This is a genomic window from Streptomyces sp. NPDC111656, from assembly GCF_055656965.1.
Genome location: NZ_JBVKCA010000008.1, coordinates 19,735 through 41,064 on the forward strand (window position 1 = coordinate 19,735; position 21,330 = coordinate 41,064).

A 21,330-nucleotide genomic window follows, 5' to 3' on the forward strand; every position below is an offset into this window, starting at 1 on the left:
TGTGGATCAAACCTCCGAGCCAAAATCAAATGCGTGATCCACCTCTCGCCAGGCACGCTGGCAGGATGAACGAACCGATGGATGAAAGACGCACCGTGAAGGTGTCGAAGTACCTCTCGAAGCATCTGCGGCATCAGCCCGAGCGGATCGGGCTCACGCTCGGTGAGGGGGGCTGGGTCGAGATCGACACGCTGATCGCGGCGGCGGCGGAGCACGGCTTCCGGATCACCCGCGAGGAACTCGACCATGTGGTGGCCACGAACGACAAGCGGCGCTTCGCCGTGGAGGGCACCCGCATCCGCGCCAGCCAGGGCCACTCCGTCGAGGTCGACCTCGGACTGCCCCCGGCGACTCCGCCGGAGTACCTCTACCACGGGACCATCGCCCGCAATCTGGACGCGATCCGGGCCGAGGGCCTGCGGCCCATGAACCGGCACGACGTGCATCTCTCGCCCGACCGCGAGACCGCCACCCGCGTCGGCGCCCGCCGCGGCCGGCCCGTCGTGCTCGGCGTGGACGCCGCCGCCATGCACCGCGACGGCCATGTCTTCCGGGTCAGCGCGAACGGGGTGTGGCTCACCGAGGCCGTGCCGCCGAACTACCTGCGCTTCCCCGGCCCGCACTGATCGTCCGCCGACCGGCCGGCCAAGGGGCACCGGTGGAGCGATCACGCGGTGGCCACGACCACCCCGCGGCTCCGCTTACGCTCGATGCATGAGTCTGCGTCTGAGCACTGTGATCCTGCCGTACCTCCGCTGGCACGAGGGCGGGCGCGCCGCCTGGCAGCGTGCGGAGCAGCTCGGCTTCCACACCGCGTTCACGTACGACCACCTGTCGTGGCGGACCTTCCGGGACGGCCCCTGGTTCGGTGCCGTGCCCACGCTCACCGCCGCGGCCGCCGCCACCGACCGGCTCCGTCTGGGCACGCTCGTGACCTCGCCGAACTTCCGGCACCCGGTGACCCTCGCCAAGGAACTGATCTCCCTCGACGACATCTCGAACGGCCGGATCACCCTGGGCATCGGCGCGGGCGGCAACGGATTCGACGCCACGACGCTTCTGAAGAGCGACCAGGAGCCCTGGACCCCGCGCGAGCGCGCCGGCCGCTTCGGCGAGTTCGTACCGCTGCTCGACCGCCTCCTCACCGAGGACTCGGTCTCCTACGACGGCGACTTCTACTCGGCACACGAGGCGCGCAACATCCCGGGCTGTGTCCAGCGGCCCCGACTGCCCTTCGCGGTGGCCGCCACCGGCCCGCGCGGCATGAAGCTCGCCGCCCGCCACGGACAGGCCTGGGTGACGACCGGTGACCCCAAGTTGTACGAAACGGGCACCCCTGAACAGTCGGTTCAGGCCATTCACGGACAGGTGGAGAAGCTGGCCGCCGCCTGCGCCGCGGTCGGCCGTGACGTGTCCGAACTCGACAAGATCCTGCTCACCGGCTTCACCCCGGACCGTGGCCGTCCGCTGGAGTCCCTCGACGCGTTCGTCGACTTCGCGGGCCGGCACGCGGAGCTGGGCTTCACCGACATCGTGATCCACTGGCCCATCCCCGACTCGGACTTCGCCGCGGACGAGAAGGTCTTCGAGCGCATCGCCATGGAGGCCCCGGCGCAGCTGGCCTGACGGCCAGAGCCACCGCGGATGGCGACAACGGGGTGTAACGGTACTGGTGAGAGCGGTAACCACTCACCTGTGCGGGCTCCCGCACGGCCGTGCGGGCATATGCGCGAGAATGGCCCGGTGACCTCAGCGACCCGACAGCCAGAGACCCCGGCAGCCGCCCTTCCGCCGCGCCTGATCGCCACGGACCTCGACGGCACCCTCCTGCGCGACGACAAGTCCGTGTCCGAGCGCACGGTCGCCGCCCTCGCCGCCGCCGAGGAGGCCGGCATCGAGGTCTTCTTCGTGACCGGCCGCCCGGCCCGCTGGATGGACGTCGTCAGCGACCACGTCCACGGCCACGGCCTGGCGATCTGCGGCAACGGCGCCGCCGTGGTCGACCTGCACGGCGGCCCCGGCGCCCACCGGTTCGTCAAGGTCCGGGAGCTGGCGCGGGAGAACGCGCTCGACGCCGTACGACTGCTGCGGGAGGCCGCGCCGGGCACCGTGTTCGCCGTCGAGCAGACGTACGGCTTCTACCAGGAGCCCGCGTACCCCAAGCTGCACATGGAGATCCCCGACACCCTCGCGCCCGCCGAGCAACTCCTGGCCCCGGACGCCCCCGGCGCCGGCGAACCGGTGCTCAAGATCCTCGCCTTCCACCGCGAGCTCGACCCCGACGCCTTCCTCACCGTGGCCCGTCGCGCCGTCGGCGACCGCGCCACCATCACCCGCTCCAGCCCCAGCGCCCTGCTGGAGATCAGCGGTCCCGGCGTCTCCAAGGCCAGCACGCTCGAACTGTGCTGCGCCGAGCGCGGCATCTCCCCCGAGGAGGTCGTCGCCTTCGGAGACATGCCGAACGACGTCGAGATGCTGACCTGGGCGGGCACGTCATACGCGATGGGCAACGCGCACCCCGCCGTGATCGCCGCGGCCTCCGGTCGCACGGTCGCCAACAACGAGGACGGGGTGGCGGTCGTCATAGAGAAGATCCTCGCCGAGCGGTTGTAGGCGCGGCTGGGCATGCAGGAGCGGCTGGGCAGGACCGGCGGTTCCACAGCGGCCCGGGGTTCTAAAGCGGTTCCGCCTGCGGAACGTGCGGCGCCTGCCACACCACCGTCGTACCGTCGCCGTCGCCTCCGGGCCCCGGTCCGTACCAGCTGTCGCCGCCCAGCGACTCGGCGCGCCGCCCGAGGTTGCGCAGGCCGCTGCGCCGGCCGCCCTCGGGGATGCCGATGCCGTTGTCCTCGACGGTCAGCCGGACACCCTGCCGACCGTCCGGCAGGACGACGGACGCGTCGACGACGACGTCGATGCGGGAGGCCCCGGCATGCCGGAAGGCGTTGGACAGCGCCTCGCGCAGGGCCGCGATGAGGTTCTTGCCCGTGAGTTCACCGACCGCCGTGTCGACGGGCCCGACAAAGCGGTGCGTGGGCTTGAAGCCGAGCGGCACGGCGGCCATGTTGATCTCCCGCAGCACCCGGGTGCGCAGCCCGGACGGCACTTCGGCAGGTTCCTGTTGGAGCGCGAAGACGGCGGTGCGGATCTCCTGGATGGTGACGTCGAGTTCGTCGACCGCCTTTTCGACGCCCTGCCGCACCTCGGGCACGGCCGAGTTCCGCTGTGCGCTCTCCAGCATCATCCCGGTGGCGAACAGCCGCTGGATGACGAGGTCGTGCAGGTCACGGGCGATCCGGTCACGGTCCTCGTAGACCGCGAGCCGCTCCCGGTCGCGCTGTGCCTCGGCCATCATCAGCGCGAGCGCGGCCTGCGAGGCGAAGTGCGCGGCGAGGGTGCGCTCGGTCTCGGTGAAAGGACGCCCGCCCCGTTCCCGGGGAGTGACGAGGGCTCCCAGGAGACGGCCGTCGCTCTGCAGGGGAAGCATCATCGTCGGCCCGTACTCGCGGGCGAAGTCGGTGACCATGCGCGGGTCGGTGGCCGCGTCGTCGAGGAACACGGCCTCTCCGTCGAGGAGTTCGGCGACCAGTTCGCTCTCCGGCGGGACGACGGCTCCCAGCACCTGGGACGGGCGGTCCTTGGCGACCGCGCTGATCTCCAGACCTCCCTCCACGGCGGGCAGCAGCACGATCCCGGCCACCGATCCGGAGAGTCTGCGGGCCTGTTCCGCGACGACCTGGAGCGCGTCCTCGGCGTCGTCGGCCGACAGGAGTGCCCGGGTCACGGCCACCGAGCCGTCGATCCACCGCTCGCGCTGCTGGGCGGCCTCGTACAGCCGGGCGTTGCCGATCGCGATACCCGCCTCCGCGGCCAGCACGCGGACCATCTTGAGGTCGTCGTCGGTGAACGGGCCACCGTCGCGTTTCTCGGCCAGGTACAGATTCCCGAAGATCTCCCCCCGCACCCGGATCGGAGCCCCCAGGAAACTGCGCATCGCCGGATGGTGCTCCGGGAATCCGCACGCGCGCGCGTCCTCGTCCAGCCGCGCGAGCCGTACCGGCGCCGGGTCGTGGATGAGCGCCCCGAGCAGCCCCTTGTGTCCGTCGGGCAGCTGCCCGATCCGCCGAGCGGTCTCCTCGTCGACGCCGTGGAAGACGAAGTCCGCGAGTCCCTCACCGTCTTCCGCCACGACTCCGATGGCGGCGTAGCGCGCGTCCGCCAGCTCGGCCGCCTTCTCGCAGATCCGGTCCAGCGTCGAGTGCAGCTCCAGCCCCGACCCGATCGACCGCACCGCCTCCAGCAGCCGCGGCACGTCCGGGCCGCCGTCCGGGCGGGGGGAGGCGGGGACCATTGACATGCCTCGAGAGTAGTTAGTCCCCTTTGGAGCGGAAAGTCGGACTGTTTAGGCCGGAAAGCCGGACCCTTGCCCGGGGAGTCGCTAGCGCGCCGCCGCCCCGACCAACAGATCCCCTGCAGCCTCCCGTTCCAGCATCTCCCGCAACGGCCCCTCCACCACCGACAGCTCCGCGTACGCACCCCGCTGGGCCACCCGCCCCGCCGCCAGCACGATCACCTCGTCCACCGCCGCGAGACCGGCCAGCCGATGCGTGATCAGCAGCGTCGTACGGCCCTCGGTCGCGGTCAGCAGGTCCGCGGTGAGCGCGTCGGCCGTCGGCAGGTCGAGGTGTTCCGCGGGCTCGTCGAGGACGAGCACGGGGAAGTCGGCCAGCAGCGCGCGAGCGAGCGCCAGCCGCTGGCGCTGACCACCGGACAGCCGCGCCCCGTGCTCGCCGATCAGTGTGTCGAGCCCGTCGGGCAGTCCGTCCGCCCACTCCAGGAGCCGGGCCCGCGCGAGCGCGTCGCGCAGCTCGGCCTCGGTGGCGTTCTTCCGGGCCAGCAGGAGGTTCTCGCGCACCGTGCTGTCGAAGAGGTGCGCGTCCTGGGCGCAGAGCCCGACCAGTCGGCGCACGTCGTCCCCGTCCATCCCGTACGCGTCCGTGCCGCCCAAGGTGTACGTCCCCGCCTCCGCGTCCAGGAACCGCAGCAGCACCTGTGCGAGCGTGGTCTTGCCGGAGCCGGAGGGGCCGACGACGGCGACCCTGCGGCCCTGTTCGAGGGTCAGGTCGAAGCCGGCGAGCGCGTCCCGGTCCTGTCCGGCATGGCGCGCCCTGAGCCCCCGTACGCGCAGCGGGAACGGTGTCGCGGGCGCCGACTGCGGGACCTCCGGTTCGCGTACGGGATCGGGGGCGTCCAGCACCTCGTACACACGCTCCGCGCTCCTGCGCACCCGCTGCCGGTACTGGACGGCGAGCGGCAGCCCCAGGACGGCCTCGAACGCCGCCAGCGGGGTGAGGACGACCACGGCCATCGCCACGCCGCTCAGGCGCCCGCCGGCGACCGCCTGGGCGCCCACGAGGGCGGTCGCCGCGACGGTCAGTCCGGTCGCCAGCGCGGTGAGCCCGTCGCCGAGCGCGGTCGCGGTGGCGGCCCGGGAGGCGATGCGGGTCAGCACGGTGTCGGCCCGTCGCGCCTCGGCCGTACGGGTGGGCAGCGCGCCCGCGACCGTCAACTCGGCCGTCCCGGTGAGGAGGTCGGTCACCCGGGTCGCCAGGGCGCCGCGAGCGGGGGACAGCCGGTGCTCCGCGCGGCGCGCCACGCCGCCGGTCAGCAGCGGGACACCGACCCCGGCCGCCAGCAACCCGGCGGCGAGGGCGGCCCCGGCCTCGGGGAGCAGCCAGGCGGTGAAGCCGACGGAGGCGGCGGACACGAGGAGCGCCGCCCCGGCGGGCAGCAGCCACCGCAGCCAGTAGTCCTGCAGGGCGTCCACATCGGCCACGAGCCGCGACAGCAGGTCGCCCCGCCGGGCCGTGCGCAGTCCGGCGGGGGCCAGGCGCTCAAGACGTCGGTAGACGGCGACCCGGGTGTCGGCCAGCATCCGCAGCACCGCGTCGTGCGACACGAGCCGCTCCGCGTACCGGAAGACGGCCCGGCCGATCCCGAACGCCCGCGTGGCGGTCACGGCCAGCATCAGATACATCACCGGCGGCTGCTGCGACGCCCGCGAGATCAGCCACCCGGAGGTGGCCATGAGCCCGACGGCACTTCCGAGGGCGAGGCTCCCGAGGAGAAGGGCGAGCGCGAAACGACCGCTCCGGGGGCCGGCCGTCGCGCGGACCCGGGCAAGCACGCCTCCGCGTCGCGGAGGGGCCGCGTGGGCCTCTTCCGTAGCGGCCGCGGGCACGCCCTCCGGCTCGACCGTCGGGAGCTCCTTCGTGCCCTCACCGTGGACGGTACCCGTCGCGACGACCGACGCCGCGGCCTCGAGCCGCACCACCCGGTCGGCCACCTCCAGCAGCGCGGGCCGGTGCACCACCAGCAGCACCGTCCGGCCGACGGCGAGCCTGCGCACCGCCGCCACGACCTCCGCCTCCGTCGCCCCGTCCAGCGAAGCCGTCGGCTCGTCGAGCAGCAGCACGGGCCGGTCCGCGAGAAACGCCCGGGCCAGCGCGAGACGTTGACGCTGCCCGGCGGAGAGTCCGCTGCCGTCCTCACCGAGGACCGTCCCGACCCCGTCGGGCAGGGCGTCCACGAACTCCAGCGCCCCCGCGTCGGCCAGCGCCCGCCGCACCGCCGCGTCGTCGGCGTCGAGCCGGGCGAGCCGTACGTTCTCGGCGATCGAGCCGGCGTAGAGGTGCGGCCGCTGAGGCACCCACGCCACCCGGGACTGCCATTCCTCCACATCGGCCTCGGCGAGATCGACTCCTCCGATCCGCACCCGCCCCGCGGCGGGCTCCACGAACCCCAGCAGCACGTTCAGCAGCGTGGACTTGCCCACACCGCTCGGTCCGACGAGGGCCACCGTCTCACCGGGCCCGACCGAGAAGGAGACATCGGAGACCGCGTCCCCGGAGCGTCCCGGATACCGGACCGTCACTCCCTCGAAGCCGATCTCCCCCTCCGGCGCGAGGAGCGAACCGGAGGGCGGCACCGGGGTCTCCAGCACCGAGAAGATCTCCTCCGCCGCCGCGAGCCCCTCGGCGGCGGCGTGGTACTGCGCCCCCACCTGCCGCAGTGGCAGATACGCCTCGGGAGCGAGGACGAGGATGACGAGCCCGACGTACAGATCCATGTCGCCGTGAACGAGCCGCATCCCGATGGTCACCGCGACCAGGGCGACCGAGATCGTGGCGAGCAGCTCCAGCGCGAAGGACGAAAGGAATGCGATCCGCAGCGTCCGCATGGTCGCCTGGCGGTACTCGCCGGTGATCCGCCGGATCGACTCGGCTTGTGCCTTGGCCCGCCCGAAGACCTTGAGCGTGGGCAGACCGGCGACCACATCCAGGAAGTGCCCCGAGAGCCGGGACAGCAGTCGCCACTGACGGTCCATCTGGGACCGGGTCGCCCAGCCGATCAGCGCCATGAAGACGGGGATGAGCGGCAGGGTGACGACGATGATCGCCGCCGACACCCAGTCCTCGGTGACGATCCGCGCGAGCACGGCCACGGGCACCACGACCGCGAGTCCCAACTGGGGGAGATAGCGCGAGAAGTAGTCGTCGAGCGCGTCCACTCCCCGTGTGGCGAGGGCGACGAGCGACCCGGTTCGCTGCCCGCTCAACCACCCGGGGCCGAGCGCGGCGGCCCGCTCCAGCAACCGTCCCCGCAACTCCGACTTGACCGCCGCGCTCGCCCGGTGCGCGGCGAGTTCGGTGAGCCAGGAGACAACCGCTCGCCCGATGGCAACCGCGACCAGTAGGACCAGGGGCGTCCGGAGTTCGGAAACCGAATGACCGTGCTGGAAAGCGCCGACGACCACTTCGGCGATGAGCATCGCTTGGGCAATGACCAGCGCCGCCCCGGCCGCGCCCAGCCCCACGACCGCCAGGAGGAAGAAGCGAGTGGCGCGGGCGTAGCGGAGCAGACGCGGATCGATTGGTTTCACGTGAAACACACCCTTGGCTCATCCGGCATGTTTCACGTGAAACATGCTCTTGGATCGGACTTGGTCCATGAGGTCGGATTCAGCCCATAAGGCCGGGCTCAGTGCGCAACATCCGCGGCGATGTGATGCGTACCGATCCTCTTGCGGAACACCCAGTACGTCCACGACTGGTAGAGCAGGACCATCGGTGTGGCGATTCCCGCGCACCAGGTCATGATCCTCAGGGTGTAAGGAGACGACGAGGCGTTGCTGACCGTCAGGCTCCAGTCCGGGTTGAGCGAGGACGGCATGACGTTCGGGAAGAGCGTCAGGAAGAGCATCGCGACGGCTGCCACGATGGTGAGCCCCGACAGTGCGAACGCCCAGCCCTCGCGCCCCGTCTGGGCCACCGCGATCGCGGCGACGAGGGCGACCACGGCCACGATCAACGCGGCCAGGGACTTCGCGTCGCCGTTGTCGGCCTGGGTCCAGATCAGGAAGACGAGTGCCACCACGGCGGCCACCAGCCCGACCCCGAGCGAAAGCTTGCGCGCCCGCTCCCGTATGTCCCCGACGGTCTTGAGCCCCACGAACACGGTCCCGTGGAAGGTGAACAGTGTCAGCGTGACCAGACCGCCCAGGAGCGCGTACGGGTTGAGCAGGTCACCGAAGTTGCCCACGTACTCGAAGTTCTTGTCGATCTTCACTCCGTGCACGATGTTGCCGAAGGCCACGCCCCACATGAACGCGGGGACAAGCGAGGTCCAGAAGATCGCCGCCTCCCAGTTGCGCTGCCAGTTCTCCTCGGGCCGCTTCACCCGGTACTCGAAGGCGACTCCGCGCACGATCAGGCAGACCAGGATGAGCAGCAGCGGCAGATAGAAGCCGGAGAAGAGCGTGGCGTACCACTCCGGGAAGGCGGCGAAGGTCGCGCCGCCCGCCGAGAGCAGCCACACCTCGTTGCCGTCCCAGACGGGTCCGATGGTGTTGATGAGGACCCGCTTCTCGGTGCGGTCGCGGGCCAGCAGTTTGGTGAGGACGCCGACCCCGAAGTCGAAGCCCTCCAGGAAGAAGTAGCCGGTCCACAGGACCGCGATGATGACGAACCAGACGTCGTGGAGTTCCATGACTCAGCAGCTCCCTGGGCCTAGTAGGAGAAGGCCATCGGCTTGTCGGCGTCATGGGGGTCGCCGCCGATCTTGGTGGGCGGGTTGAGGTCGGCCTCGGTGAGCTCCGGCGGACCCTGCTTCACGTACTTGAGCATCAGCTTCACCTCGATGACGGCGAGGATCGCGTAGATGAGGGTGAACACGATCAGCGAGGTCAGCACCTCCCCCTGGGAGACCCCGGGCGAGACCGCGTCCCTGGTCCTCAACAGGCCGTACACCACCCAGGGCTGACGCCCCGTCTCGGTGAAGATCCAGCCCCAGGAGATGCCGATGAGCGGGAAGATCAACGTCCACTGGGACAGCCGCCACCACCAGATGCCGAGCTTCGGCGTCAGCTCCATGTTCTTGGTGAGCATGAGCTTCGGGACGTCCTCGTCCCCGGTGCGGTGTTCCGGCGCCAGCCAGAACTTCCGCCTGGTCAGCCAGAGGCCGGCGGCGCACAGGGCCATCGAGACCCCACCGAAGCCGATCATCCAGCGGTACGCCCAGTAGGCGGTGGGGATGTTGGGCCGGTAGTCACCGGGCCCGAACTTCTCCTGTTCGGACTTGTTGATGTCGTTGATGCCGGGGATCTTGGCGTTGAAGTCGTTCTTGGCGAGGAAGGAGAGTATCCCCGGGATCTCGATGGCGACGGTGTTGTGCCCCTTGGCCACATCGCCGTACGCGAAGAGCGAGAAGGGCGCGGGCTGCTGCGAGTCCCACAGGGCTTCGGCGGCCGACATCTTCATCGGCTGCTGCTCGTACATCACCTTGCCGAGGGTGTCGGCGCTGACGACGGTGAGGAGCGTGCCGACCAGCGCGGTGACCAGGCCGAGCCGCAGCGACATCCGCATGGTGCGCACGTGCCGCTTCTTGCGCAGGTGGAAGACGGCGATGCCGGTCATGAAGGCGCCGCCGACCAGGATGGACGCGCTGATCACATGCCAGAAGTTGACGAGCGCCGTCTCCTGGAAGAGCACCTTGGGGAAGTCGGTCAGCTCGGCGCGCATCGTGCCGTCCGCCTTCTTCACCAGCCGGTAGCCGACCGGATGCTGCATGAAGGAGTTGGCCGCCATGATGAAGTAGGCCGACAGGATCGTGCCGATGGAGACCACCCAGATGCAGGCGAGGTGCACCTTCTTCGGCAGCTTGTCCCAGCCGAAGATCCACAGCCCGATGAAGGTGGACTCGAAGAAGAAGGCGATCAGGGCCTCGAAGGCAAGCGGGGCACCGAACACGTCACCGACGAAGCGCGAGTAGTCGGACCAGTTCATGCCGAACTGGAACTCCTGCACGATGCCGGTCACGACACCCATGGCGATGTTGATCAGGAACAGCTTTCCCCAGAACTTGGTCGCCCTGAGGTAGTGCTCCTTGCCCGTCCGCACCCAGGCGGTCTCCAGAATCGCCGTGAGAGCGGCGAGCGAGATCGTCAGAGGGACGAAGAGGAAGTGGTAGACGGTGGTGATGCCGAACTGCCACCGAGCCAGAGTCTCCGGTGCCAAAGCCAGTTCCACGTCGTCAGTCTCCTTACGCCGCCGTGGTTACAGCGGCAGTTTGCCCCTTTTGCTGCATACATCACGGGACAACCGGGACACGCTTGTGAACGCGTTCACATTCACAAGCAATTATGACGCACTGGCTTTCGACCCTCGAAGGGGGGTCCCCCTTTGCGTCAACCCCTCGGAAGGTCTCGAACACACCAAGGTGTCCTCCGGACCACACCACGGTGTCCTCCGGACCGACGACGACAACCCGCCGCTCCGGCGCCGCGAGGCACCGGAGCAGCGGGGACGTGACGTCAGAGCTCCTTGCGGAACCCCTCGGTCGTCTTGAGGAAGATGTCGTTCGCCTCGGTCTCGCCGATCGTCACGCGCACCCCTTCCCCGGCGAAGGGCCGCACGACGACCCCGGTCCGCTCGCAGTGGGCGGCGAATTCGAGCGTGCGCTCCCCCAGCCTGAGCCACACGAAGTTGGCCTGCGTCTCGGGCACCGTCCAGCCCTGACCGCGCAACGTCTCGACCACGCGATTGCGCTCGCACACCAGCGCGCCGACCCGGCCGAGCAGTTCGTCCTCGGCGCGCAGCGAGGCGACCGCCGCGTCCTGCGCGAGCTGACTCACCCCGAAGGGCACCGCTGTCTTGCGCAACGCCGCGGCGACCGGCTCGTGCGCGATCGCGAAACCGACCCGCAGGCCCGCGAGCCCGTACGCCTTGGAGAAGGTGCGCAGCACACAGACATTGGGACGGTCACGGTAGATCGAAACGCCGTCCGGCACCTCGACATCCCGGATGAACTCGCGGTACGCCTCGTCCAGGACCACCAGGACGTCGTCGGGCACCCGGTCGAGGAATCGCTCCAGCTCGGCCCGGCGCACCACGGTGCCGGTCGGGTTGTTCGGGTTGCAGACGAAAATCAGCCGCGTCTTGTCGGTGATGGCGTCGGCCATGGCGTCCAGGTCGTGCACCTCGTCCGAGGTCAGCGGCACCCGCACCGAGGTCGCCCCGCTGATCTGCGTGATGATCGGGTACGCCTCGAAGGACCGCCAGGCGTAGATCACCTCGTCGCCCGGTCCGCTGGTCGCCTGCAGCAGCTGCTGGGCCACCCCGACCGAACCGGTGCCGGTCGCCAGGTGCGAGAGAGGGACCCCGAAGCGGTCCGACAGCTCACTCATCAGTCCCGTGCACGCCATGTCCGGGTAGCGGTTGAACGTACCGGCCGCGGCGGTCACGCTCTCCATCACCCCGGGCAGCGGCGGGTAGGGGTTCTCGTTGGAGGACAGCTTGTACGCCACCGCGCCGGCCGCGGCGGGCTTGCCCGGCTTGTAGGTGGGGATACCCTCCAGCTCGGCACGCAGCTTGGGGCTCGTCTCGCTCACCGCAGTCCTCCTCGCGACCACCGCTGGCTCATGACCACCATCGGCTACCAATGCTTCTCACCTTATGAGGATTCGGCGCCGCTGCGAATGGGCCGGGGACAACCACGCGACGCCCCTGGCCCGGTCCGACGACCCGCCGCGTACACCCTGGTGATCATCGTCATACTCCCCGGCGACCGTCTCCGTGCGGACTCCGCGGTCATCCTCGTACGAAGGCGTACGAATCGGGGGGCGCGTTGCCTTCAAGGCTGTGCGCTGGTGGCTCACGCCGTGGCGCGCATCACCCGTGCAGGTGAGTTGAGACCTCTTCGAAACATGACCCACTTGGCAGGCCCATGCGCGCCGACGCGTCACGTACTGCCATTGGATCGTTTAACTGACTTGGTTTCAAAGGGAGTAGGGCATTGTTGATCATGCAGAAACGTGCCTGTCAACGCGTGCATATGCGTCCGCACTACCCCACCGCATGAGCCCTACTATCGGCTCGCCATGACAGCAGCAGGGAAGCACCAGGTGAGCCGGGCGGAGACTACCCGCCGAGGCGGTCGACCGGGCCGGGCGGGAATCAGAGACGTCGCCGCGGCCGCAGGCGTCTCCATCACAACCGTCTCCGACGCCCTCAACGGCAAGGGCCGGCTCCCGGACGCCACCCGACGCCACGTCCGCGAAGTCGCCGACCGGCTGGGCTATCGCCCGTCGGCCGCCGCCCGCACCCTCCGTACCGGCAAGTCCGGCCTCATCGGCCTGACCGTGACCACCTACGGGGATGAACCTTTCACCTTCACCGAATTCGCCTACTTCGCCGAGATGGCCAGAGCCGCCACCTCCGCCGCACTCGCACGCGGCTACGCCCTGGTCATCCTCCCCGCCACCTCACGCCACGACGTCTGGTCCAACGTCGCCCTCGACGGAACCGTCGTCATCGACCCCTCCGACCAGGACCCCGTGGTCAGCGAACTCGTCCGTCAGGGCTTACCCGTCGTCTCCGACGGCCGCCCCGCCGGCACCCTGCCCGTCACCGCCTGGGTCGACAACGACCACGAAGCCGCCGTCCTGGACATCCTCGACCACCTCGCCGACGCCGGCGCCCGCCGCATCGGCCTCCTCACCGGCACCTCCACCGACACCTATACCCACCTGTCCACCACCGCGTATCTGCACTGGTGCGAGCGGGTCGGACAGGATCCGGTGTACGAGGCCTACCCGGCCCACGACCCGTGTGCGGGCGCCGTCGCCGCGGACCGGCTGCTGGCCCGGCCCGACCGCCCCGACGCGGTCTACGGCCTCTTCGACCCCAACGGCACCGATCTGCTGGCCGCGGCCCGGCGCTACGGACTGCGCGTCCCGGACGACCTGCTGCTGGTCTGCTGCAGCGAGTCCACCGTCTACGCCAGCACCGAGCCGCCCATCACCACCCTCTCGCTCAAACCGCGCCGCATCGGCACCGCCGTCGTCCAGCTCCTCATCGACGCCATCGAGGGTGCGGAAACCGACCAACCCGTCGAACAGGTCATACCGACCGAGCTGATCGTGCGGACCTCCTCCGAGCGGCGTCCACCCCGTACGACGGTCAGCCCGCCCCGGTCACCCGAGAAGGGGTAGTCCGGGTCACCCGGGGAGGAGTGGCCCGGCGTACGCTGAGGTTGACGTCCGTCATATCGGCGGCGGGGCATCCAGCAGGGAAAGCCCCGCCCAATTCGGGCGAAAACCGTGGCGAACAGGGCTCCTGCTCCGATTCACCACCCCTGGGTCATCACATGGCGCGATCCGCATTCCTATGATGGGCCCACGACACCGCGGGCCGCTGCGACCAGGCAGTCCGATCCGGTGCAGATGCGGCGCGATGGTGGTGGAGGGGTCGATGACTCAGGGGGCCGGTCAGGGACCCGAGGCGGTGCGGACGGAGACGTTGCGCGACTTCCGGGTGCCCGCGTACATCCACGAGACCGGTCCGTACCCGCCGAGCGCAGCTCCCGGCGAGGCGGCCGGAGTCGGCGAGGAGCCCGAGGGCTACACGCCCACCCGGCGCGACCTGCCCGTCATCAACCGGGGCGACACGGTGCAGGTCGTCATGGACCCCGCCGCCGTGGCGGCCCCCCAGCCCGCCGACGGACCGGGTCCGCTGTACGTCGTGGGCGACGTGCACGGCTATCTGGACCAGCTGGTCGCCGCGCTCCAGGAGCAGGGCCTCCTCGACGCCGCGGGCAACTGGTCCGCCGGGACCGCGCGCCTGTGGTTCCTCGGCGACTTCACCGACCGCGGCCCCGACGGCATCGGCGTGATCGACCTCGTGATGCGGCTGTCCGCCGAGGCGGCCGCGGTCGGCGGCTACTGCAAGGCGCTCATGGGCAACCACGAGCTGCTGCTGCTCGGCGCCAAGCGGTTCGGCGACACCCCCGTCAACTCCGGCGCGGGCACCGCCACCTTCCAGGCCGCGTGGCTGCTCAACGGCGGCCAGAAGACCGACATGGACCGCCTCCAGGACCACCACCTGCAGTGGATGGCCCGCCTGGACGCCATGGAGCAGGTCGACGGGCACCTCCTCGTGCACTCCGACACCACCGCCTACCTCGACTACGGCGACTCGATCGAGGCGGTCAACGACACCATCCGCGAAACCCTCACGCGCAACGATGCGGACGAGTGCTGGGACCTCTTCCGGAAGTTCACCAGACGCTTCGCCTTCCGCGACGAAGGCGGCGCCGAGGCGGCGCTGTCCCTGCTGGACACCTACGGGGGCACCCGTGTCGTCCATGGCCACAGCCCCATCCCGTACCTCCTGGGCGAGGTCGGCTCGGAGGACGGCGAGGACGCCGCGGGCCCCGTGGTCGAGGGACCACATCTTTACGCCGACGGACTGGCCATCGCGATGGACGGCGGAGTGACCATGGCCGGAAAACTGCTGGTCCAGCAACTGCCCCTGGATAGCTGAGGGTTCTTCGGGAAGGCATCCCCCACGAAGGACAGCGCTGGCCAGGGGGCAATTTCTGGAAACCCCCTGTCACGGCGTGCCGTCACCGCTCTACCATCGGCTTATCCGTAGCAGGCTCCCCTCCGTTTCTGCCCGACGGCTCGTCAGCGTGCGAGCCACCAGCCCTACGGAGCATCGGGGGATGCACATGAACAGCGTTCCGCAGCACCTGCTGAGCGAGGACCGCCAGGAATACGAGCGGATCCTCGATGAGGCGCTGCGCTCCGCCCCACACCGCCCGGAACTCGCCGCTGTCGGCCAGCGGCTCAACACCGAACAGCTGCGCACCATGGCGCTCAACGCCACCGCACTCATCACGGCGGCCGCGGCGACCGAGTACGCGCACTACGTGAAGGTCCGCGAGGAACTGCGCCGCCCGGCGCCGTCCACCCCAACCGTGAGCGAAGACGCCGGCTCCGTGGAGCCCGGCGCGACCGCGATGGGGCTCGCCGCCACCATGGGCGAGGTCACCGAGACCGCCGGAGCGGGCGCGATCGCCGTCGTCGCGGTGCTCGCGCCCGTCCTCGCCGGAACAGCCGCGGCGATCTTCCTGCTCGTGGGATTCATCCTGAAGGTCCTCACCCCCGAGCTGGCGTTCGCCCAGACCCTGCTGACCACCGGGTGGGTCTTCGGCGCGGTCACGGCGGCCGCGATCCTGGTCGCCGCGGTCGGGCTGCTGCTCACCGCTCTGCGCAACGGCTCGTCCTCGCTCCAGGCCGGAGCGCCCGGCGAGCTCAACGCGGAGGTGGCCCGGGCCAGGGAATCCTGGCGCGAGGCCCTGCTGGAGCGCGGCATCATGCCGTTCCTCCGGGAGGCCCTCGCCGATCCGGGCACGGCGGCACTGACCCGTCCGTCACCGACACCGACCACCGGCCGCATGCCGCACCTCGGCTACGACCGGCCGGGGTTCAGCAGCCCCGACGGCGGACCCGCGGCGGGTCCGCGCCCGAGCTTCACCAGCCCGGACTTCACGAGCCCTGACTTCGGGGGGCCCGAGCACCAGCCGGAGTGACACCCGGCGGGCCGACACCGGGGTGACGGGAACGAGGGGCCTGCGCCGATACGGCGCGGGCCCTTTTGCCGCTGCCCGCCCCTTCACCGGCGCCCGCCCCGCTCGTCCCGCTCGTACGGTCCCGGCGCGCCCCGTCAGATGATGCCGAGCCCCCGGGCCGCCGTCATCCAGGCCGGGAACTGGGAAAGCAGCCGGTCGTACAACTCCGGATCCGGTACGACGCTGATGTCGTCCACCGCGAAGAACCCCACGTTGTCGACGCGCCGACCGGGCAGCGTGTCGAACCGCTCCAGCACGCCGTAGTTCGACCGCCCCAGGCCCACGAACTGCCAGAAGATCGGCTCCTCCACCGCGGCCCTCAGCTCCTGCTCGATCGCCTTGTTCCGATAGACACCTCCGTCGGAGAAGAACAACACCAGGGTGGGATCGACAGCCGGGTGCTCTCGTACATACGTACGCACCTCGGCGATCGCCTTCTGCTCCTCGTTCTGGATACCGACCGACCGCATGTCCACCTGTCCCGACAGCAGGCCCTTCCGCGGCTTGTTGCTCCGCCGGAACAGACTCAGCTCACCGACCCGGACATGGAGCTCCAGCCACTCGGGCAGCTCGCCCAGACTCAGGTCCGGCAGCCGGGCGGCATGGGAGGCGAACGTCCACGCCTGCATCACCCCGTCGTCGTCCAACTGCGCCGCCACCGCGGCCATCCGCTCCACCACGTCGGCCACGACGCCCTTCGAGTACAGGAACGACATGGAACCGGAGGCGTCGAGGATCAACACGACGCGCGCCGTGACCCCCTCCGCACCGTGCTTCCGCAGGCTGACCGCCACCTGCTCCTTGCGCAACGAGAGCCGCTTGCGCATGTCCACGGGCAACCGTTCCTCGCCCTTGCTGAGACGCGGGGAGGACGCCGGGGACGCCGGCGGGGCGCCCGCGGCGCTGGAAGCGGCCGTCCGCGAGCCCGTCGGCGGGAGCGCGGGCGAGACCGCCGCTGTGCCCTCGGGCGAAACCGCCGACTTCGGCCCGGACGCACCGGCCCCGTCGGACTCCACGCTGATACCGAAGTCGATGGCGAGACCGGCCAGCCCGGACGCATATCCCTGCCCGACCGCCCGGAACTTCCACCGACCTCCCCGCAGATACAGCTCGCCCCCGATGAACGCCGTCTCCGTCGTGGCCTCCATCTCGAAGCACGCGATCTCGTGCTGCCTCCCGGCATCGAGCAGCCGCAGCGTCAGTCCGGACAGCCCGCCGAAGGTGCCGCCATCGGCCGAGGCGCACAGGACGACCCGCTCGATCTCCGGTTCCAGGGCGCGCAGGTCCACCTCGACGGTGTCCGTCGTGGCAGCGCCGTCCCGCTGCTTACCGAGATGCCGTACGGCGCCGGAGGCGTGCTGCGGCTGGTTGTAGAAGACGAAGTCCCCGTCGTCCCGCACGCGTCCGCCCGGGCCGAGCAACAGCGCCGAGGCATCCGCGTCCGGCGCACCGGCCCCTCCTCTCCAGCCGAGCACGGCCCGCACCGCCCCGGCGGCGACGGGAAGGTTGGCGCCCTTGCTCATGGATGTCGGTGTCATGGGCCCAGTCTGCCGAGAGAACCCGGCCCGGGAGCCGTTCGTTGCGCCTGATGTACGCCGCGAACGGCTCCGGGCACGCCTGCGCGTGCGTGCGGCTCAGTCCGCGAGCGGCAGATAGACCCGGTTGCCCGCGGCGGCGAACTCCCTGGACTTCTGCAACATCCCCTCGGCGACCTCTTCGGCCGACGCCCCCGCGGCCGCCGTACCGCCGAACTGCTCGTTGATGCTCTGGCTGATCTTCATCGAGCAGAACTTCGGGCCGCACATGGAGCAGAAGTGCGCCGTCTTGGCGGGTTCGGCCGGCAGGGTCTCGTCGTGGAACTCCCGTGCCGTGTCCGGGTCGAGGGCCAGGTTGAACTGGTCCTCCCACCGGAACTCGAAGCGGGCGTCGGACAGCGCGTCGTCCCATTCCTGCGCACCTGGGTGCCCCTTGGCGAGGTCGGCTGCGTGGGCGGCGATCTTGTAGGTGATGACGCCGGTCTTGACGTCGTCACGATTGGGCAGGCCCAAGTGCTCCTTGGGCGTGACATAGCAGAGCATGGCCGTGCCCCACCAGGCGATCATCGCGGCACCGATGCCGGAGGTGATGTGGTCGTACGCCGGCGCGACGTCCGTCGTCAGCGGGCCGAGCGTATAGAACGGAGCTTCATCACAGATCTCCTGCTGAAGGTCGATGTTCTCCTTGATCTTGTGCATCGGGACATGTCCCGGGCCCTCGATCATCGTCTGTACATGAAAACGCTTCGCGATCGTGTTGAGTTCCCCGAGCGTCCTCAACTCCGCGAACTGAGCCGCGTCGTTGGCGTCCGCGATCGAACCGGGTCGCAGCCCGTCGCCGAGCGAGTACGTGACGTCGTACGCCGCGAGGATCTCGCAGAGTTCCTCGAAGTTCTCGTAGAGGAACGATTCCTTGTGGTGCGCGAGGCACCAGGCCGCCATGATCGAGCCGCCGCGCGAGACGATGCCGGTCTTGCGGTTCGCGGTGAGCGGCACGTACGGCAGCCGCACGCCCGCGTGGACCGTCATGTAGTCCACGCCCTGCTCGGCCTGCTCGATGACCGTGTCCTTGTAGATCTCCCAGGTCAGCTCCTCGGCGCGGCCGTCCACCTTCTCCAGAGCCTGGTAGAGCGGCACCGTGCCGATGGGGACGGGGGAGTTGCGCAGGACCCATTCCCGCGTGGTGTGGATATTGCGACCGGTGGACAGGTCCATGACCGTGTCCGCGCCCCAGCGGGTCGCCCAGGTCATCTTCTCGACCTCCTCCTCGATGGAGGAGGTGACGGCGGAGTTGCCGATGTTGGCGTTGACCTTCACCAGGAACCGCTTGCCGATGATCATCGGCTCGATCTCCGGGTGGTTGACGTTCGCGGGCAGCACCGCGCGACCGGCGGCGATCTCCTCGCGTACGACCTCGGGGTCGACGTTCTCGCGGACCGCCACGAACTCCATCTCGGACGTGATCTCGCCCCGCCGGGCGTACGCGAGCTGTGTGACCGCCTCTCCGGGACGGCCTCGACGCGGCTGGCGCGGCCGCCCCGGGAAGACCGCGTCGAGGTTGCGCAGGCCCCCACGCGGCGAGGTGTGCTTGATTCCGTCGTCCTCAGGACGGACGGGACGGCCCGCGTACTCCTCGGTGTCACCGCGGGCGATGATCCAGTTCTCGCGCAGTGGCGCGAGGCCCCTGCGTACGTCGGTGTCGACGATCGGATCGGTGTACGGGCCGGAAGTGTCGTACAGCGTGACGGACTGCCCGTTGGTGAGGTGCACTTGACGGACCGGCACCCGCAGATCGGGGCGCGAACCCCCGATGTATCCCTTGTGCCAGCCGATGGACTTCCCGACATCCCGAGGCTGTTCGCCCTCGGGCGCGGCAGGCATCCCGCCCATCTGACTGGAGGCAGGCGTGCGTACGTCCTTGTTGGTCATGAGACCTACTCCCTACGCCGGCATTACCCGGTAACAGGTTCGGCGGTCGACGCAGCGGATTCCGTCTGCCGACGTCCCTTGTGAAACATCACTCGTTCCACGTGAAACATCGCTAAGACGGAGGTCAGCGCCCTCTCAGCCCGGTGCTCCGAGCTCCCGCGTGTGCAAAGGTGACTCCACGCTAGCGTCATATCTGGCGCGGTGAACAGGGGGCCCTCGCCGTTCTTGCGATGATCGGTCGGTGACCACAACGCAGCAGCCCCCGTTCCCGCCGTCCGAGCCGCCGCGCCGACGCGGTCCCGGAGACGGCTATGGACCTGGCTCCGGAGACGGCCGCGGACGCGGGCCGGGCGGTGGCCCCGGCCCCGGCCCCGGTCCAGGAGGCGGGCATGGGCACGGACCGGGTGAGGGACACGGGCACGGCCCAGGGGACGGACACGGGTCCGGGTCTGGGGACGGGCCCGGGAAGGGACCTGGGCCGGGGAACGGGCACGGCCGTGGAGACGGGCACGGGTCTGGGGACGGGCACGGGTCTGGGCACTCGCACAGTCACAGCCATGGGCCCGCCGCGCCCGTCTCAAAACATCTGCGCAAGGTCATCGCGGCCATCCTGATCCCCTTCGCCGCCGCGGTCGTTGTGGGTCTCGCGGTGCTCTGGCCCGGTGGCGCCCCTTCCCACGAGCGCACCGGCGTCGGCTTCGACCGGCAGACCCAGCAGGCCACGGTCACCAAGGTCGACAAGGTCAGCTGCAAGTCCGTGAACGCGTCGGGGGAGACCCCGACCGGCGACACGTCCACCGCCGAGGGCTCCTCCGCGCAGCAACAGGCGACGGGCGACTGCAAAAAAGCGACGATCCGGATCGACACCGGCAAGGACAAGGGCCGTACGTTCACGGAGATCATCCAGCCCGACCAGTCACGGCAGTTGCACGAGGGCGAGAAGGTCGTGGCCGCGTACGAGCCCTCCGCGCCCAGGGACCTGCAGTACTCGGTCACCGATGTGAACCGGAAGTTCCCGATGGCGCTGCTCGCCGGGATCTTCGCGCTGGCCGTCGTGGTGGTGGGCCGGATGCGCGGTGTCATGGCGCTGGTCGCACTGGCCATCAGTTTCCTGATCCTGACCTTCTTCATCCTGCCCGCGATCCTGCAGGGCTCGAATCCGCTGATCGTGGCCGTGGTCGGGGCGAGCGCCATCATGCTGATCGCGCTCTACATGTGCCACGGCCTCTCGGCCCGTACGTCGGTGGCGGTGCTCGGCACCCTGCTCTCCCTGGTGCTGATCGGCATCCTAGGCTCGGAGTTCATCGACTGGGCGGCCCTGACCGGCAACACGGACGACAACACCGGTCTGATCCACGGCCTGTATCCGTCCATCGACATGAGCGGTCTGCTGCTCGCGGGCGTCATCATCGGTTCGCTCGGTGTGCTCGACGATGTGACGGTGACGCAGACCTCGGCGGTCTGGGAGCTGCACGAGGCCAGTCCGACGATGGGCTGGCGCGATCTGTACCGCGCGGGCATCCGGATCGGCCGTGACCACATCGCATCGGTCGTCAACACGCTCGTCCTGGCGTACGCGGGTGCCGCGCTTCCCCTGCTGCTGCTCTTCTCGATCGCGCAGAGCAGTGTGGGCACGGTCGCCAACAGCGAACTGGTCGCCGAAGAGATCGTGCGCACTCTGGTCGGCTCGATCGGCCTGGTCGCCTCGGTGCCGGTGACCACACTGCTGGCCGCCCTGGTGGTCTCCGCGGACCGTCCGGCAGTCCCGGCCGCCGCCACGGAGCCGATCGAGAGCAGAGCGCCGGCACGCGGCGGGAAGGGCCGTCGCCGTAAGCGCTGAAACCTCCTCACGCTCGCGTCACCGGTGAGGAGGCGCACTCCGCTTGGGGGGTGCTGG

Annotated in this window: 14 protein-coding genes; 7 read left to right on the forward strand and 7 right to left on the reverse strand. The window is 69.9% G+C overall.

What is annotated here, in order from left to right; translation table 11 throughout:
- The first annotated feature begins 77 nt into the window (after positions 1-77).
- From ACZ7M3_RS23805 to ACZ7M3_RS23815, 3 genes are all read left to right on the forward strand, one after another.
- Positions 78-626: an RNA 2'-phosphotransferase gene (locus ACZ7M3_RS23805; RefSeq protein WP_472065618.1), complete on the forward strand. Its 549-nt coding sequence runs from the start codon at positions 78-80 to the stop codon at positions 624-626.
- A gap of 88 nt (positions 627-714) precedes the next feature.
- Positions 715-1,626 carry an LLM class flavin-dependent oxidoreductase gene (locus ACZ7M3_RS23810; protein WP_472065619.1) on the forward strand — a complete coding sequence of 304 codons (912 nt, stop codon included), beginning with the start codon at positions 715-717 and terminating at the stop codon, positions 1,624-1,626.
- Between the two features lie 99 nt (positions 1,627-1,725).
- A complete protein-coding gene (locus ACZ7M3_RS23815) occupies positions 1,726-2,613 on the forward strand; it encodes a Cof-type HAD-IIB family hydrolase (RefSeq protein WP_472065620.1) in 888 nt (295 codons plus the stop codon).
- Positions 2,614-2,674: 61 nt separating this feature from the next.
- Here ACZ7M3_RS23815 and ACZ7M3_RS23820 read toward each other — a convergent pair whose 3' ends face one another.
- The 5 genes from ACZ7M3_RS23820 to hisC all read right to left on the reverse strand — a co-directional run bounded on the left by ACZ7M3_RS23820 (position 2,675) and on the right by hisC (position 11,947).
- Positions 2,675-4,357 (reverse strand): sensor histidine kinase, encoded by a 1,683-nt coding sequence (locus ACZ7M3_RS23820; RefSeq protein ID WP_472065621.1) that lies wholly within the window; start codon positions 4,355-4,357, stop codon positions 2,675-2,677.
- A gap of 81 nt (positions 4,358-4,438) precedes the next feature.
- Complete coding sequence (gene cydD / locus ACZ7M3_RS23825; protein WP_472065622.1) at positions 4,439-7,942, reverse strand: thiol reductant ABC exporter subunit CydD; 3,504 nt, start codon at positions 7,940-7,942, stop codon at positions 4,439-4,441.
- Positions 7,943-8,040: 98 nt separating this feature from the next.
- Positions 8,041-9,048, reverse strand: a complete 1,008-nt coding sequence (gene cydB, locus ACZ7M3_RS23830) for a cytochrome d ubiquinol oxidase subunit II (protein ID WP_351309088.1) — start codon at positions 9,046-9,048, stop codon at positions 8,041-8,043.
- Positions 9,049-9,068: 20 nt separating this feature from the next.
- Positions 9,069-10,586 carry a cytochrome ubiquinol oxidase subunit I gene (locus ACZ7M3_RS23835; RefSeq protein ID WP_472065623.1) on the reverse strand — a complete coding sequence of 506 codons (1,518 nt, stop codon included), beginning with the start codon at positions 10,584-10,586 and terminating at the stop codon, positions 9,069-9,071.
- Between the two features lie 284 nt (positions 10,587-10,870).
- Positions 10,871-11,947, reverse strand: coding sequence for a histidinol-phosphate transaminase (gene hisC / locus ACZ7M3_RS23840; RefSeq protein ID WP_472065624.1), 1,077 nt, complete (start codon positions 11,945-11,947; stop codon positions 10,871-10,873).
- A gap of 489 nt (positions 11,948-12,436) precedes the next feature.
- On the opposite strand from hisC, the gene ACZ7M3_RS23845 reads away from it, so the two are divergent.
- From ACZ7M3_RS23845 to ACZ7M3_RS23855, 3 genes are all read left to right on the forward strand, one after another.
- The gene (locus ACZ7M3_RS23845) at positions 12,437-13,549 is read left to right on the forward strand and encodes a LacI family DNA-binding transcriptional regulator (protein ID WP_067376804.1); all 1,113 of its coding nucleotides are present in this window, start codon (positions 12,437-12,439) and stop codon (positions 13,547-13,549) included.
- Positions 13,550-13,808: 259 nt separating this feature from the next.
- Positions 13,809-14,879 carry a metallophosphoesterase gene (locus ACZ7M3_RS23850; RefSeq protein WP_054236911.1) on the forward strand — a complete coding sequence of 357 codons (1,071 nt, stop codon included), beginning with the start codon at positions 13,809-13,811 and terminating at the stop codon, positions 14,877-14,879.
- A gap of 181 nt (positions 14,880-15,060) precedes the next feature.
- Positions 15,061-15,930 (forward strand): hypothetical protein, encoded by an 870-nt coding sequence (locus ACZ7M3_RS23855; protein WP_472065625.1) that lies wholly within the window; start codon positions 15,061-15,063, stop codon positions 15,928-15,930.
- Positions 15,931-16,064: 134 nt separating this feature from the next.
- Here the strand turns inward: ACZ7M3_RS23855 and ACZ7M3_RS23860 are convergent, their stop codons facing one another.
- Positions 16,065-17,507: a VWA domain-containing protein gene (locus tag ACZ7M3_RS23860; protein WP_472065626.1), complete on the reverse strand. Its 1,443-nt coding sequence runs from the start codon at positions 17,505-17,507 to the stop codon at positions 16,065-16,067.
- A 96-nt stretch (positions 17,508-17,603) separates the two neighbouring features.
- On the reverse strand, positions 17,604-19,433 hold the full coding sequence (thiC, locus tag ACZ7M3_RS23865) for a phosphomethylpyrimidine synthase ThiC (protein WP_472065627.1): 1,830 nt from the start codon (positions 19,431-19,433) through the stop codon (positions 17,604-17,606).
- 241 nt (positions 19,434-19,674) lie between these two features.
- Here thiC and ACZ7M3_RS23870 point away from each other — a divergent pair, with 241 nt between their 5' ends.
- Complete coding sequence (locus ACZ7M3_RS23870) at positions 19,675-21,273, forward strand: YibE/F family protein (RefSeq protein ID WP_472065628.1); 1,599 nt, start codon at positions 19,675-19,677, stop codon at positions 21,271-21,273.
- Positions 21,274-21,330: the final 57 nt, after the last annotated feature.

Excerpts from the sequence above, each read along its gene's own strand:
- ACZ7M3_RS23810 (WP_472065619.1), top strand. The coding sequence starts at position 715 with ATGAGTCTGCGTCTGAGCACTGTGATCCTGCCGTACCTCCGCTGGCAC.
- thiC (WP_472065627.1), bottom strand. The coding sequence starts at position 19,433 with ATGACCAACAAGGACGTACGCACGCCTGCCTCCAGTCAGATGGGCGGG.
- ACZ7M3_RS23855 (WP_472065625.1), top strand. The coding sequence starts at position 15,061 with ATGCACATGAACAGCGTTCCGCAGCACCTGCTGAGCGAGGACCGCCAG.
- ACZ7M3_RS23820 (WP_472065621.1), bottom strand. The coding sequence starts at position 4,357 with ATGTCAATGGTCCCCGCCTCCCCCCGCCCGGACGGCGGCCCGGACGTG.
- ACZ7M3_RS23845 (WP_067376804.1), top strand. The coding sequence starts at position 12,437 with ATGACAGCAGCAGGGAAGCACCAGGTGAGCCGGGCGGAGACTACCCGC.
- ACZ7M3_RS23860 (WP_472065626.1), bottom strand. The coding sequence starts at position 17,507 with ATGACACCGACATCCATGAGCAAGGGCGCCAACCTTCCCGTCGCCGCC.
- ACZ7M3_RS23805 (WP_472065618.1), top strand. The coding sequence starts at position 78 with ATGGATGAAAGACGCACCGTGAAGGTGTCGAAGTACCTCTCGAAGCAT.
- ACZ7M3_RS23815 (WP_472065620.1), top strand. The coding sequence starts at position 1,726 with ATGCGCGAGAATGGCCCGGTGACCTCAGCGACCCGACAGCCAGAGACC.
- ACZ7M3_RS23850 (WP_054236911.1), top strand. The coding sequence starts at position 13,809 with ATGACTCAGGGGGCCGGTCAGGGACCCGAGGCGGTGCGGACGGAGACG.
- cydB (WP_351309088.1), bottom strand. The coding sequence starts at position 9,048 with ATGGAACTCCACGACGTCTGGTTCGTCATCATCGCGGTCCTGTGGACC.